We start from the raw sequence: 14,353 nt of genomic DNA, 5'->3' as shown, positions 1-14,353 counted from the left end.
CGTTCCATTCGTTGTCATGACGCCCGGTATTGACCGGGCGTTTTTGTTACGCAGGTTTATGCTAAGCCAAGCTGCTCCAACACGTGCTCCACTCTTTTCCGATCGTCGCCTTGCAGCGTTTTAAGTGGCTGCGGCAAACAGGGCTGGCTCGCTTTGCCGGTTATTTCAGCAATGGTCGCCGCCACTCGCAAACTGCCTCCATAGTCGCGGTAAAGTGCCCATAGCGGTTCAAGAGCTTCCGAAAGCGTTTGAATAAGCTGCATGTCCCCTTTTTGAGCGGCACCTGTAATGGCCAGCGCCTGTCGGGGAAACAGCCCGCCAAAAACGGAGTACCAGGCATCACAGCCTGCCCGTAATCCTACTCCTGCCACCGCATCGCCGCTGATGCCTATGGTGACACCGTCAGGAATCAACTTACGCAGCCGCTCGACGCGGGCGCGAGCTACTTCTACCTCATCCGCAACGGGCGGAATTTTTATTGAATGTACCTGCGATAGCTGAGCAATACGGCCATGCAGTTCATCGCTAAATTCAAAATGGGTAGTGCCAGGGTTGTCATAAACGCAAAGCGGCACACTCAGCGAACGGCAAACCGTTTCATAAAGATCAAACACCTCATTATCGGTAAGCTTTTGGTAGGAAACAGGAGCTAGCAGCACCCCGCTGGCACCTGCTTTCTGGGCGTTTTCTGCATTGGCCAACACATCGCGGGTACGTAGTGCACCAATACCCACCACAACAGGCACACTGGCTGCGCTTTCCACGCTAAGCTGGGCCACACGCGCTCGCTCTTCTTGGCTTAAATAAACGTAGCTGCCGGTCGATCCCAGCACGCCAATGGAGTCCACCCCAGCGTTGGCTAAGTGCTCCACTAAACATATTAGCTCACGCTCTTTGATACCCTTTTCATTCATAGGGGTTAGCGGAAACGCACTTAGGCCGGTGAACATGGTGGATCGTCCTATTTAGAGGGGCTTTATTGCAGTGTCACATAGACAGCTAACCGCTAACTAAAAGCATTTTAGGTAGATACTGCCGCAGGCAAAATGCAATAGCGGGTCAGAGCAGTGCCTACAGGTGTAATTCTAAAAAATTTCAATCGGTTATGTGCGTGAATGAGCTTTGGCTATCCGTTGAGTCAACCCCACAGCCTCCACCATGCCTGATCGTCTATCATTGACATAACTTCCTGTTATTTTTCTTGAATTGATGTAGTGTTTGCGTATATTCCGTAACAACGACACAGCGGTGTTTTTCTGAGGCTTATCATTTCGTTATACCCTAAGCGCGCGACATAAAAAACGATATTTAAAAAAAGCTAAAAAGGGAGATCGCCATACAATCATACTCATATAAAGTGCAGTCAGAACCTGTATGGTGCATGATCCTGGCGTTTCTCAAGCCGCCAGTATACCAATGCCATCATCTTTCTTGACTCGCTTCATCGCGCGGATAGCGTTATTAACAGTGATTACCACTGTTTTAATGGTGTGCATCACGTTTATGAGCACTACTGCCATGGCGCGGGAAGCACCTATTTTTCTGGTTGCACACCCAGATGTTGCTACTCGCGGACTCAATACTGATACCGCCCGCGCTATTTTCGCTATGCGTCAACGCACATGGCCAAGCGGGCAAGCAGCCCGAGTCTTTGTGTTGAATAATAACGATTCTGTGCATGCCCGCTTTGCTAAAGAACATTTGGCCGTTTACCCACATCAACTACAGCTGGCCTGGGACAGAATGGTGTTTTCAGGCACCGGGCAGGCCCCTAACTTAGTGCGCGATCAGGAGGAGATGCGCGAGCGCGTTGCGACGACGCCCGGCGCCATTGGCTATCTTGAAAGGGAGTATCTGGATGATAGTGTCCAAGTCATTTCGATGGAATGAGTACCGCACAATCGCGGCACTAGTCGCTGCACTGGCCTTGGTATTTCCCGTTCCAAGCCAGAGCAACGAGGACATTCTGGATACTTTCCAGGTGCATGGTTTTCTTAGCCAAGCGCTGATCGTGACTGACGATAACAACTTCTTTGGCCCTAGTAGCCATAATGAAGGCAGCCTGGAATTTACTGAAGTAGGCCTGAATGCATCATTACGCCCGCATCAAAATGTGCTGATGGCTGCCCAGGTACTCAGCCGACGAGCAGGTGGCGATAGTGGCGATGCAAGCCCCGTGCTCGATTACGGTCTCATTGATTACCAGCTAATCTCCGACCAAAAACACACGCTGGGTGTTCAAATAGGGCGTTTTAAAAACCCGTTAGGGTTTTATAATCAGACACGCGACGTAGCCTTTACTCGCCCAAGCATATTACTGCCTCAATCTATTTATTTTGATCGTACGCGATCGCTTGGGCTTTCAGGTGATGGGGTAAGCCTTTATCACGAGGCACGATTATCTGCTGGCGTGATACGTACTCAAGTAGGGATTGGCCAGGCTCAAGCGGGTGACGATTTACAAAGCGCCCTGCGACTAGAAAATGTGCCAGGTAGTTTGGACGCTAAACAGTCTGCTATTGGGCAGATTCGTTATGAGCATGACGGCGGCCGTATTGTTGCAGCGTTGAGTGCTGCACAGGCAAAAGCGCGCTTTGAATCAGGCACTCCTCAACAACCAGATGTTGCTTTTCGATTTCGTCCCGTAGTTTTGTCCCTGCAATATAACGAAGAGCTTTGGAGTTTGACCGGCGAGTTCGCGCTTAGACCAACCAAACTTGGCGGGGTAGAAAACCCCTGGGTTAATGATGTCATTGGAGAAAGCTGGTATATCCAATACACGCGTCGGTTTGCCAGTAACTGGCAATGGTTAGCTCGGTATGACAGCTTGACCAATAATCGCGATGATCGTAGAGGGCGGTCGTTTGAAGAAAGCACCGGTGGTGCCATTCCAGCCCACACCCAATTTGCAGATGACCTGACGTTTGGCCTTCAGTGGACCCCGCATCCAAGAATAATGCTGGCAGGCGAGTACCACCATGTCGATGGCACTGGCTGGCTACCTATCCGAGATAACCCTGACTCATCACAGACTAGCCGTCGTTGGAATATGCTCTTATTCCAACTATCGCTTCGTTTCTGACGTCATGCTCACTAGGTTAGGAAGCTGAATGTGATCAAAACCACTGTTCCTATTCACAAATCTCATCGATTCAGTCTAACTTGGCGTGTCATTACGCTAAGCAGCTTACTGCTTCTGGCACTAGTGACGTTGTTTACCGTCCTAGGCCACGACAATTTAACTCGCCAGTTTAAGGAGAGCCGAGACCAACACCATGAACGCCAACAGCGTGAAATTCGTTTAGCCCTACAGCACTCATCAGAAAATCTTCGCCAATTAGCGGGGTTAACGGCGGCCTCTTCAAGCCTGGGGCCTCCACTGCAAGCGGGGGATTCAGAAACGGTCGGGCAAGCATTAAATTCGCAATGGCCCGCGCTACAACTTGAAGCGGGCATTGATGAAGTTCTGGTGATGGACACCCACGGTCAAGTTCTAGGCAGCTGGGGAATGGGGGCAAGCGAAAGCCAGTTGCCCATATTGAGTTGGGTTAGGCGTGTGATCAATACCGAGATACCGCTCACCACATTGCGGTGCTCAACCAGTTGTCAGCAGTTTGCTGCGGTGCCTGTATTAGTCGAGGGTGAAAGCGTCGGCATGCTCGTATTAACCCGATCATTAGCCGATGTGACCAGGGAGGCCAACGAGGTTTCAGGTAGTGAAGTGGCACTGGTCGTCACAGGGGCGGATGATCAGCGCGATATTGCCGATGAACGCTATTTAGAACGCTGGAATGGTCGTATCACAGCGCTAACGCGTCAAGAATATAGCTTGGCACTCTTACAACAGGCCGCACAGACTTTGTCGTTACCTAGCCTTTTAGAAGCGCCGGCCATTTTTGAAAATGAGGGTAGGAGTTTAGAATTAAGTGCCGTAGACATGGAAGAAGACGCCGACCTTATTCATAGCAGCTACTTCTTATTGATATCTGATATTACCGAACAAATTGATACTATCAATCAGGATACGCGCACACTGCTGTTCGTCGGCGTGATTGGCTGGATCTTAGCGGAGTTGTTGCTGTTATTCATACTCCTTGGCCCCATGGCTCGGCTACGTCGAGTGGCAGGGCTTCTGCCGACACTGGCACGAGGCAAGTTCAGCGATATACGTTCCGCCATTCCCGAAAGACAGCGGCGTCTTCCTGACGAAATTGACGTGCTAGAAAGCACAACACTGGCACTTTCCCATCAACTCGAAATGCTAGAGACGCAAGTCCAGGAACGCGGCGAACAATTAGCCGAGCGTATTGAAGAGCTAGCTAAGGAACGTGACTTCGTTAATAGCCTGTTAAATACGGCCCAGGTATTTATCGTTGCTCAGGACAGTACGGGCCGTATCAGCTTGGTTAATGAATATTCTCAAGAGATTTTAGGACTCGATGAATCGTCCTTACTTGGACGCAATTTTGGCGACATCTTTGAGAATGGCAGTTCAAAACTGTTCCACACGCCAAACGTTTCCCAGCAGGATGAAAAAACGCTGCTAACGCCAGATCAGAGCCTGCATACCATCGCGTGGTATCACGCTCCATTGCAGGCTGGCAGCAACGAGCAACCGTCAAGAATATCGGTGGGGCTTGATATAACGAAGCGCAAGGCTGCCGAGGCGCGTTTAACTTGGCTGGCCGAACGAGATCCTCTCACCGAGCTGTATAATCGTCGTTATTTCCAAAATTCGCTGCAAGCTGCCATGGAACGCACTATGCACGCTAACGGTGCTGTGCTGCTGTTGGACTTAGATCAATTTAAAGAAATTAACGAGCTTAGTGGGCACCATGTGGGCGACCAGCTGCTACGCAAAGTGGCCAAGACTCTCTTTCATAACCTTGGTCGACATGGCGTTGTTGCCCGCTTAGGTGGTGATGAGTTTGCTCTGCTGCTAGAAGATACCAACGCAGAACAAAGCGTCAAGATCGCGCAATATATCGTGCAACTGCTTGAAAATCTCGGTTTCACCGCAGGAGAACGGCGTCATCGTGTTACCGCCAGTATCGGCATTGCCCTCTTCCCAATGCATGGCCATACGCCCGCGGACATGATGGCCAGTGCAGATGTCGCGATGTACAAAGCCAAGGAAAATGGCCTTCAGCATTGGCACTTACTTTCCCAAGCGGAGAATGCCAAAGACGAGCTCAAGGAGCGGGTCTACTGGGTTGAGCGCATACGCAACGCGCTTGAAGAAAACAGCTTCGAGCTGATGGTACAGCCGATTATGCGCTTGGAAGATAGCGACGTGAAACACCATGAGGTGTTGCTACGTATGCGTGATATCGACGGCAGTCTAATTTCACCAGCACATTTTATTCCCGTTGCCGAACAAAGCGGTCAAATCGTACTCATTGACCGCTGGGTATTACGTCAAAGCTTGAAGGCCCTTAGTCAACTGCAGAAGCGCGGCATTACCTTGGCGGTTAACCTTTCAGGCCAGTCACTACACGACGAGGAACTAAAGCAGTATCTTTCAGACGAGCTGGCGGCTAGCGGCGCAGACCCTCATCATCTTATTTTGGAAGTAACTGAAACAGTGGCTGTGACCGACTTCTCGACGGCACGTGGCGTTTTACAATCCGTACGTGAGCTGGGGTGTCGCATCGCGCTAGATGACTTTGGCATCGGCTTCAGCAGCCTCCATTATTTAGGGCAGTTGCCCATTGATTACATCAAGATTGATGGCTCTTTTATTCACAGCTTGCTGACCAACCCCGATAGCCGCGTGATTGTGCGTGCTATTGCTGACATAGCCAAAGGTTTTGGAAAGCAAACTATCGCTGAATTCGTCGATCAAGAAGCTTTGTTACCGTTATTAAAATCCTATGGCATCACTTATGGTCAGGGATTCTATCTTGGTCAGCCAGTCGCCATTGGCAATGCTTTCTCTGACTTGCCACCATCAGATAAATATTTAAATTAGACCAGCGCTTTTCTTAATTTATATTAATAACTCTATTAGCCAAGGAAAATCATTGATGGAAAAAAATCAACAAAAGGAGAATAGCAGCACTACCGCTTATGATTTTTTCGCTTCTTTTAAAAATGATTTTAATTTCAAAATAGCCATTACGGACATTGAAAAGCGCCGAATATACAAACTTCGTCATGACGTTTATTGTCAGGAAATTGGCTATCAAGCACCTGAATCATCGAGTAACAACCTTGAGCTGGACATTCACGATGCTCATTCAATTCACTGTTTGATAGAGCATCGTCGTTCAGGGCTAGCGGCTGGCTGTCTTCGTCTAGTGCTCCCCGCCCCCTGTACTGACGACAATATAAAACGGCTCCCTCTACAAGATTTTGGCGAGCAACACTTACCCCATAAAACGTTACATCCAGCAAAGCTGCCCTATAACAGTATTTGTGAAATATCACGTTTTGCTATTGCCAGGGCGTTTCGCCATAAAGCCATTAAATATGAGACGCTGGACCTCAATGATATCGACTATCAATTTACTAATGCAGAAAGAAAAACATTTCGCTTAATCGTCATTGCGTTATTTCTTTCAACATACTCGCTTGTAGGTCTAATGAACAAGCGACATGTCTTTGCCATGATGGAGCCACGACTTCCACGGCTCCTTTCTATGTCTGGCTTTAAGTTTACGAAAGTGGGAGAAACTATCGAAATGCATGGTAAGCGCAATGCTTTCTACATCGATCACGCTAAAGCTGAAGAAACAATGCACAAAGATCTAATGCCATTTTATTCGTACATTAGGCAAGCCTTAGATCCACAGCTTAAGGAACTGCTGGCTGTAAGGCTCAGCAGTTTCAATCAAGCTAGCTAATGCTGCTAAAAATACGCTTATAGCCCCTGCGCACCTCGACGCAGCCACTCATGGACGAAAGCAAGCTTATGTCGGGCGGCTTCTGAAAGCACAAAGGGATAAAGATCGGGCAAACCCATAGAGCGATTTATATGATTAACGCCGACAGTGAGCCCCGCTGCCACGTAAATCAAACGCTCAGCATTCGGCTCTGCATATGGCTCCCACTGATGGCTAGGGAGCTCCGGGGAAGAAAGATTGGATGCAGCAAAGCTATCGGCTATATCGGTTAAATGCAGAAGATGTGCAGCCGTTTCAGCCCAGTCTTCATGAGGGTGCGCAGAAGCATAGGTGGTCAGGAAGCTCTCCTTCCAGTTCGAGGGAGGGCCTTCCTTGTAGTGGCGCTGAAGCGCAGCCGTATAGTCTTGGCGCTCGTCACCGAAGGTTTTGCGGAAGGCATCAAGAAAATCTTCTCGCAGACTAAGCCGCCACCAGAGCATGTGCGATATTTCATGGCGCATGTGGCCGATCATGGTTCGATACGGCTCGTCTAATGCCTCACGACGCGTTGTGACCAATACAGGGTCTACCTCTGCCACGCTGATGGTCACCACCCCTTCTATGTGCCCCATGGGCACCGGTGTCTTCCCTTCGGCTAACAAATGAAAAACCGGCGGTGCGCCTGCGTCTTCAGGGCGAAACCAGTGCCAGCGACCTAGGTTATCCAGCACCCAGCGTTTTGCTGCTTCCGTTTTCGCCCAGTTAGCCATCGCATCGGGAAGCTTGGGGTCTGGTGCTAGCGCCGTCATCGCACAAGAGCGGCAAAAAGCACCTTTTTTAGGTGCAATCCAATTACAGCCGATGATCTCCCGATTGATACAGAAAGGCGGCATGGGTACAAAGGCCCTTGCCTGGGGATCATAAGCAACAGGAGTACCATCAGCAGTCGCGAGGTTGTCGAACCAAAGAGAGCCTGCACCGACGGGATTGGAAAATACACGCATACGGTAGAGCTCCTAAAAACGAGAAAAGAGAGCGTCCAATAAGCAGTTGATCGCTCTCTTTTCCGAACAGCCTATCCAGCAGGATGCTGCACCTCACATATCCTTACGGCTTACTTCATCTCAAAGCCGCGCTTGATCAAGAAATCACGCATATGAGGACGCAGCTTGTTATCGAACAGTGGCTTAAGATTATGCGACCAGTCAGTGTCTTTATTACTGCTGCTACGCGCTTGATAGTAAGCCTGCATAGTCGCGTCAAAAGCTTGAACCTGCTCGCTGTCTTCAGTGTAGTAGTCTTCCTTCAGAATGGCCTCCACCGCTAAACGAGGCTTAACTTCAGGGGCGTGATCAGGATAGCCAAGGCACATTCCGAACACGGGATAAACGTGCTCAGGCAGTCGCAGCAAATCACTAATCGCCTGGGGATTATTGCGGATGCCGCCAATATAGCAAATGCCCAGCCCTTCAGACTCAGCCGCCACTGCCACGTTTTGCGCCATTAGCGCCGTATCTACCGTCGCTACCAACAGCTGCTCGGTCATGCCGCGAATGACGTTGGCACCCGTGAGCTCAGATGCCTCAGTGGGCCGCTTCATATCGGCACAAAACACAAGAAAGTCTGCGCAGGTAGTAATATAACTTTGCCCACCGGCCAACTCCGCAATCTGTTCGCGGTTCGCCGCATTTTTCACATGAATAACGGTATAGGCTTGAACATGGCTGGAGGTTGCTGCGCCCTGCCCCGCTTGAATCAGCTCTAACAGTAGCTCTCGCGGAATCGGTTGATCGCTAAATTTACGGACCGAGCGGTGGGATTTTAACAGTTCAATAACGTCGTTCATGGAACCTCGCTTCTCTGAATAGCACTTTTCTGATTAACACTTACCGATATAACGACTGGATATGGGTTAACAGTATCTCACAGCCTGGCAGGACTAGCGTATGCTGCATACTGACTGACACTTGATGAAATAATCACGAGGCTTAGAAAGCAGACATGACCCATACACCTCAACAAAATGCGCCTGGCCAAAAGTGGAATGCCAGTGGCTATGCCGAGAATGCTGACTTTGTACCGAAGCTAGGCGGCGACGTACTTAAGCTTTTGTCGCCTCAAGCCGGTGAAAGCATTTTGGACCTTGGCTGCGGTGACGGTGCCTTAACCGAACGCCTTGTGCAGCTTGGCGCCAATGTACTAGGCGTCGATGCGTCAGAAGACATGGTAAACGCAACACGTCAGCGTGGCATTTCCGCGCAAATCGTTGACGCCCACCAGCTGGATTTTGACCATGAGTTTGACGCAGTGTTCAGCAATGCGGCTCTGCACTGGATGCTTGATCCGCAGCCGGTTTTAGTGGGCGTTAAACGGGCATTAAAACCCGGCGGTCGATTGGTAGCCGAATTTGGCGGCCACGGTAATGTAGCGGCGATCTGCACGGCACTGATCGCTGCGCTGCACCTGCGTGGCATTAGCATAGAAGGCCGTCATCCATGGTATTTCCCTACCCCCACCGAGTATACGAAGCAGTTAGAACGTGCCGGCTTTGAGGTTGAGAGTATCGCTCTGATTCCTCGCCCAACGCCGCTACCGACCGGCATGGCAGGATGGTTAAAAACATTTGCCAGCCCGTTTATGCATGGTTTGGATGAGAGCGTACGCGAAGCCGTACTAGAGGATACCTTGATGCTTCTTGAGCACAGCCTGCGTGATGAGCAAGGAAACTGGACAGCCGACTATGTTCGTCTGCGCGTTTCAGCCCGCGCGTAAAGTAGCCCAACAACTGTCCTTATCGAAGCGATGCACATACCGGGCAAGCAGGGTCTCTTGGAACCTGAAAATGGCGCCATTGGCCGCTCAAACCATCAAACGTGGATAGCCCTTGATGGGCTGTGCCGGCGCCGCTGAGTAGTTTGAAAGCTTCCACCGCTTGAAAGCAGCCAATTAAGCCGACAAGAGGCGCCATGACGCCGCTTTCTGAGCAACTGAGCGCTTCGTCGCCGCTATCATCCGGCGGATAAAGGCAGGCGTAGCAGGGGCAATCAGCTCGGCGGGGGTCAAATACCGCCAGTTGCCCAGAAAATCGTATGGCGGCGCCAGAAACCAACGGCACACCGGTCATTTGTGATGCTGCATTGATTGCATAGCGGCTTGAGAAACGATCGGTGCAGTCCAGCACGACATCCACAGACGCGACTAAGCGTTCAAGTGCGCCACCTGCTATATGCTGATCTAACGCGATAACGCGACAGTGCGGATTAAGCGCCTGCATGCTGGCTTGAGCTGAGCGCGCTTTATTGCCACCGATGCTAGCCTGCTGGTGAGCGATTTGGCGTTGAAGATTGGAAAGCTCAACGTGATCAGCATCGGCAATGGTGATGCTCCCCACGCCCGCAGCCGCCAAATAGAGCGCAACCGGTGAGCCAAGGCCGCCTGCGCCAACAATCAGCGCGTGGGCCGACTGCAGGCGTTCTTGGCCCTCTATATCAACCTCGGGCAGCATGATCTGGCGGCTATAGCGCAGCAGCGCCTGGTCATCCATCATGGGCTTACTTATCCTCAAATTCCTCATAGGCGGGAACGTGTAAATTAAAGCTTTCTTTTACCTCTTCCATCACCACGTAGCTTTTGGATTCTTTTACACCCGGTAGCGTTAACACGACATCTCCCAATAGCTGCCGATAGGCGGCCATTTCGGGGATACGGCACTTTAAGATGTAGTCGAACTGGCCTGAGACAAGATGACACTCTTGGATCTGGGGGAGTTTTTCGACCGCGCGACGAAACTCATCAAAAACGGCAGGCGACTGTGTCTCTAAGCTGATCTCAACAAAGACTAATAAATTGGCCTTTAAGGCTCGTGGATCAAGAATCGCTTGGTAGCCACGAATAATGCCGGCCTTCTCCAGTCGCTTAACGCGTTCAAGACAAGGCGTTGTGGACAACCCAACCTCTGAGGCTAAATCAACGTAGGAAATGCGCGCATTCTCTTGCAGGGAGCGCAAAATTTTAAGATCGATACGGTCCAGCGTTCTATTTTTAGGTTTCATGCCAGAATCCATTGCTAATAATCAGGCCGTTATTTTAAGCGCCCAAGAGTAACGCGTTCATGTCCGCCTAGGTCACAAACACTTTCAACGTTTTGATAGCCCGCGCTGCTGAGCGCCATGCGTACTTTATCCGCCTGGGTGTAGCCATGCTCAAGCAGTAACCAGCCGGACGGCGCCAAATAGCGCTGAGCGGCATTTACCAGATGCAGCAAATCGGCCATGCCATCGGCCTTCGCCACTAGTGCAGAGCGAGGTTCAAAGCGTACATCGCCCTGCGCTAAATGTGGATCATCGGCAGCAATATAAGGAGGGTTACTCACGATCATATCGAACGACGCCACGCTCTTCTCATCGGTACTTAAAGCACTAAACCAGTCGCTTTGGCAAAACGCGGCATTGGTAATCGCAAGCGACTGTGCATTACGGACGGCCAATGCCACCGCTTCGACGCGCACATCCATGCCGAGCACTTCCCAACTTGGCCGCTCACTGGCAAACGCTAACGCGATAGCGCCAGTGCCTGTACCAAGATCAAGCAGGCGGCCTGCCGATGCTGTCGCTCGGCTAAGCGCCTGCGCTACTAGGGTTTCCGTATCGGGCCGGGGAATTAACGTATCGGGCGAGGTGGCTAAACGCAGCCCCCAGAACTCGCGTTCGCCAATTAAGTAAGCAACAGGCGTCCCTTGGGCGCGTGCCGCCACGAGGGCATCAAAACGCGCATGCTCCCAAGCCGGGCAGCGCTGGTCGCCCCAGGTATAAAGCCAGGTTCGATCACGCCCTGTAACGTGGCTTAACAGCACGTCTGCATCGACGCGCGGTGAAAGCGAGCCCGCCGCCTGCAAGCGCAGAGCGGCCTGTTTAAGCAGCGCATCAAACAGCATTAGGCGTCCTGAAGAGCAGAAAGCTGTTCCGCCTGATACTCATGAATCAGCGGGCTGATGACATCGTCAAGCTGTTCGCCGCTCACCACTTCGTTGAGCTTATAAAGCGTCAAATTAATCCGGTGATCGGTAATCCGCCCTTGCGGAAAATTATAGGTGCGGATCCGCTCACTGCGATCCCCAGAGCCTACCAGCGAACGCCGCGCATCCGACTGCGTTTGATGCTGAGCATCGACGGCATTGCGCTTCAATTTCGCCGCCAGCAGCGACATCGCTTTGGCGCGGTTTTTATGTTGGCTACGTTCTTCCTGACACTCCACCACGACGCCGGTAGGTAAATGGGTAATGCGGATTGCTGAGTCGGTGGTGTTAACGTGCTGACCACCGGCGCCACTGGAGCGGTAGGTATCCACTCTCAGGTCGGCGGGATTAATCGTGATATCACCGACCTCATCGACTTCTGGCATCACCGCGACCGTGCAGGCAGAGGTATGAATACGCCCCTGTGATTCGGTTGCGGGTACGCGCTGCACCCGGTGAGCACCGGATTCAAACTTCAGCTGTGCGTATACGCCATCGCCTTTAACACGGGAGATAATCTCTTTGTAACCACCCTGCTCGCCGTGACTGGCGCTGACCACTTCCACTCGCCAACCGCGCTTTTCGGCATAGCGTGAGTACATGCGAAATAGGTCGCCGGCAAAAATCGCCGCCTCATCGCCGCCGGTCCCCGCGCGTACTTCCAGAAACACCCCACGCCCATCATCAGGATCTTTAGGCACAAGTAAACGCTTTAACTCAATGTCCAGCTCAGCTAGCCGATCGCGCCCTTCGCTTAGCTCCATCTCGGCCAATTCACGCATATCCGCATCACTATCGCCGCTAAGCTGCTCGGCATCCTGCATATTGGCTTCAACGTCACGATACTGCTGCCAGGCAGCTACCAGCTCTTCAAGCTCGGAATACTCACGCGAGTAGTCGCGAAAACGCTGCTGGTTATTGATCACTTCTGGATCAGACAGCAGCATCGCCAGCTCTTCAAAGCGTTCCGTAAAGCTGTCTAAGCGTTGGCGCAAAGTCTCTTTCATGCGGGCGTATCATCCTTCTGACGGTTAGGCACAGGCGTGGTTTCAAAGGCAGGTTTGGCGGGCAAAAGTAGGCGCGTCGCCGCATTCAGCAGCTCGTGGCGCTCTTCAGACGCAGCATCGCGTATTGCCTGTGTCGGCTGATGAAGCAGGCGGTTGGTCAATTGGTGCGCTAAGCGCTCAATGACTTTAGCGGGGTCTTCACCACTTGCCAGCCGCGCTAAGGCCTGGTCGCGGGTAAGATCACGCAGCGCCTCCCCCTGCTGGCGATAGTCGCGGATCAACTCACCGCCGTTACGAATACGCCGCTCGTGCTGCCAACTCCCGACGCCGTGCTCAATTAATGATTCGGCTTGGTCTGCGGCTACCTGGCGATGACGACGATTCTCTTGGATCACTTCTTCCAAGTCATCAACGGTGTAGAGAAATACATCCGCCAGCTCGCCGACTTCGGGTTCGATATCCCTAGGTACAGCAATGTCCACCATAAAAATCGGCCGGTGGCGACGCTTTTTAAGCGCCCGCTCCACCATACCTTTGCCCAGAATAGGTAGCGGCGATGCGGTAGAGGAGATCACGATATCGGCATGTTCAAGCGCTTCAGGAATTTCTTGAAGGGTAATCGCCGACGCACCCAAGGGCCCTGCCAAACGCTCGGCGCGCTCACGAGTACGATTCGCAACGGTCAGCTGACGAACGCCCGCCTCATTTAAATGCCGAGCCACTAGCTCGATGGTTTCACCGGCGCCAATCAATAGTGCCCGCGAACGGCTGAAATCATCAAAAATACGGCTGGCCATGCTGACAGCGGCATACGCCACTGAAACAGGGTTTTTGCCAATACCGGTCTCGGTGCGTACCTGTTTAGCGACGGCAAAAGTATGCTGGAAGAGTCGCTCAAGCTCGCCGCCCAAACCTTTGGACTGACGTGACTGCTGATAGGCATCTTTTAACTGCCCCAGGATCTGCGGCTCGCCCAGCACCATAGAGTCCAGGCCAACGGCTACGCGCATCAAATGGCGCGCCGCATCGTTGTCTAAATAATGATAGGCACAGCGAGTCAGCTCATCGACGCGAAGATTATGAAAGCGCCCAAGCCAATTCAATACTGCCTGTTCACCAGCCGCATCCGTGACACAGTAAAGCTCCGTGCGATTACAGGTGGATAGCACGACCGCTTCACTAATTTGCGGCAGGCCACGCAATTCGGCCAGCGCGGCATCAAGCTGCGTTGGCGTAAAAGCGACCTGCTCACGCACGGCCACGGTGGCGGTACGATGATTTATTCCCAGGGCAAGAAGCGTCATGCGTTATGCGTCTTCGCTAGTGTGTCGGACTTTTCGTCAGCCGCTGATCTAAGCAGGCAGCTGTAACGTCAATTGGGGCTTGCTAAAACAAGTCTTAGCTATGGTCTAAGTGAGGCACATTCAGTATGCATAAAGATGGCTAATCACTTTTTCAAGGAGGAACATTCTATCACAGCAGGCTATCATCTGGCTCACACCACTTTG

The 14,353-nt window shown here is 51.8% G+C and carries 13 protein-coding genes; 5 read left to right on the top strand and 8 right to left on the bottom strand.

Annotation, left to right across the window (positions count from 1 at the left end; all coding sequences use genetic code 11):
• Positions 1-56 precede the first annotated feature (56 nt).
• A complete protein-coding gene (locus CIK78_RS07910) occupies positions 57-950 on the bottom strand; it encodes a dihydrodipicolinate synthase family protein (RefSeq protein WP_096278852.1) in 894 nt (297 codons plus the stop codon).
• A 553-nt stretch (positions 951-1,503) separates the two neighbouring features.
• Between CIK78_RS07910 and CIK78_RS07905 the strand changes: the two genes are divergently transcribed.
• The 4 genes from CIK78_RS07905 to CIK78_RS07890 are packed head-to-tail and all read left to right on the top strand — an operon-like array spanning position 1,504 to position 6,845.
• Entirely contained in the window at positions 1,504-1,890 is a 387-nt protein-coding gene (locus tag CIK78_RS07905; RefSeq protein WP_225734470.1) for a hypothetical protein, read from the top strand.
• A complete protein-coding gene (locus tag CIK78_RS07900) occupies positions 1,859-3,082 on the top strand; it encodes a hypothetical protein (RefSeq protein WP_217990278.1) in 1,224 nt (407 codons plus the stop codon). The genes CIK78_RS07905 and CIK78_RS07900 overlap by 32 nt, the downstream gene beginning before the upstream one ends.
• Before the next feature lie 30 nt (positions 3,083-3,112).
• Positions 3,113-5,971: an EAL domain-containing protein gene (locus CIK78_RS07895; protein ID WP_255249096.1), complete on the top strand. Its 2,859-nt coding sequence runs from the start codon at positions 3,113-3,115 to the stop codon at positions 5,969-5,971.
• Positions 5,972-6,026: 55 nt separating this feature from the next.
• Positions 6,027-6,845 carry a PEP-CTERM/exosortase system-associated acyltransferase gene (locus CIK78_RS07890; protein WP_096278849.1) on the top strand — a complete coding sequence of 273 codons (819 nt, stop codon included), beginning with the start codon at positions 6,027-6,029 and terminating at the stop codon, positions 6,843-6,845.
• Positions 6,846-6,862: 17 nt separating this feature from the next.
• Here CIK78_RS07890 and CIK78_RS07885 read toward each other — a convergent pair whose 3' ends face one another.
• Both CIK78_RS07885 and nfsA read right to left on the bottom strand, forming a co-directional pair.
• Positions 6,863-7,828, bottom strand: a complete 966-nt coding sequence (locus tag CIK78_RS07885; RefSeq protein WP_096278847.1) for a putative zinc-binding metallopeptidase — start codon at positions 7,826-7,828, stop codon at positions 6,863-6,865.
• A 110-nt stretch (positions 7,829-7,938) separates the two neighbouring features.
• Positions 7,939-8,670 (bottom strand): oxygen-insensitive NADPH nitroreductase, encoded by a 732-nt coding sequence (gene nfsA, locus CIK78_RS07880; RefSeq protein WP_096278845.1) that lies wholly within the window; start codon positions 8,668-8,670, stop codon positions 7,939-7,941.
• Between the two features lie 155 nt (positions 8,671-8,825).
• Between nfsA and CIK78_RS07875 the strand changes: the two genes are divergently transcribed.
• On the top strand, positions 8,826-9,596 hold the full coding sequence (locus CIK78_RS07875; protein WP_096278843.1) for a class I SAM-dependent methyltransferase: 771 nt from the start codon (positions 8,826-8,828) through the stop codon (positions 9,594-9,596).
• Positions 9,597-9,615: 19 nt separating this feature from the next.
• Here the strand turns inward: CIK78_RS07875 and moeB are convergent, their stop codons facing one another.
• The 5 genes from moeB to hemA are packed head-to-tail and all read right to left on the bottom strand — an operon-like array spanning position 9,616 to position 14,149.
• The gene (moeB, locus tag CIK78_RS07870) at positions 9,616-10,371 is read right to left on the bottom strand and encodes a molybdopterin-synthase adenylyltransferase MoeB (protein WP_096278841.1); all 756 of its coding nucleotides are present in this window, start codon (positions 10,369-10,371) and stop codon (positions 9,616-9,618) included.
• Between the two features lie 4 nt (positions 10,372-10,375).
• Positions 10,376-10,876, bottom strand: coding sequence for an Lrp/AsnC ligand binding domain-containing protein (locus CIK78_RS07865; protein ID WP_096278839.1), 501 nt, complete (start codon positions 10,874-10,876; stop codon positions 10,376-10,378).
• A 29-nt stretch (positions 10,877-10,905) separates the two neighbouring features.
• On the bottom strand, positions 10,906-11,757 hold the full coding sequence (gene prmC, locus CIK78_RS07860; RefSeq protein ID WP_096278837.1) for a peptide chain release factor N(5)-glutamine methyltransferase: 852 nt from the start codon (positions 11,755-11,757) through the stop codon (positions 10,906-10,908).
• Complete coding sequence (prfA, locus tag CIK78_RS07855) at positions 11,757-12,845, bottom strand: peptide chain release factor 1 (protein WP_096278835.1); 1,089 nt, start codon at positions 12,843-12,845, stop codon at positions 11,757-11,759. The genes prmC and prfA overlap by 1 nt, the downstream gene beginning before the upstream one ends.
• Entirely contained in the window at positions 12,842-14,149 is a 1,308-nt protein-coding gene (gene hemA, locus CIK78_RS07850) for a glutamyl-tRNA reductase (protein WP_096278833.1), read from the bottom strand. The genes prfA and hemA overlap by 4 nt, the downstream gene beginning before the upstream one ends.
• Positions 14,150-14,353 lie beyond the last annotated feature (204 nt).

The sequence above is a fragment of the Halomonas sp. JB37 genome (assembly GCF_002332255.1).
GTDB classification, from domain to species: Bacteria; Pseudomonadota; Gammaproteobacteria; order Pseudomonadales; family Halomonadaceae; genus Vreelandella; species Vreelandella casei.
The sequence above is the reverse complement of the archived record's forward strand: the minus strand, read 5'-3'. Positions and strand labels throughout refer to the sequence as shown.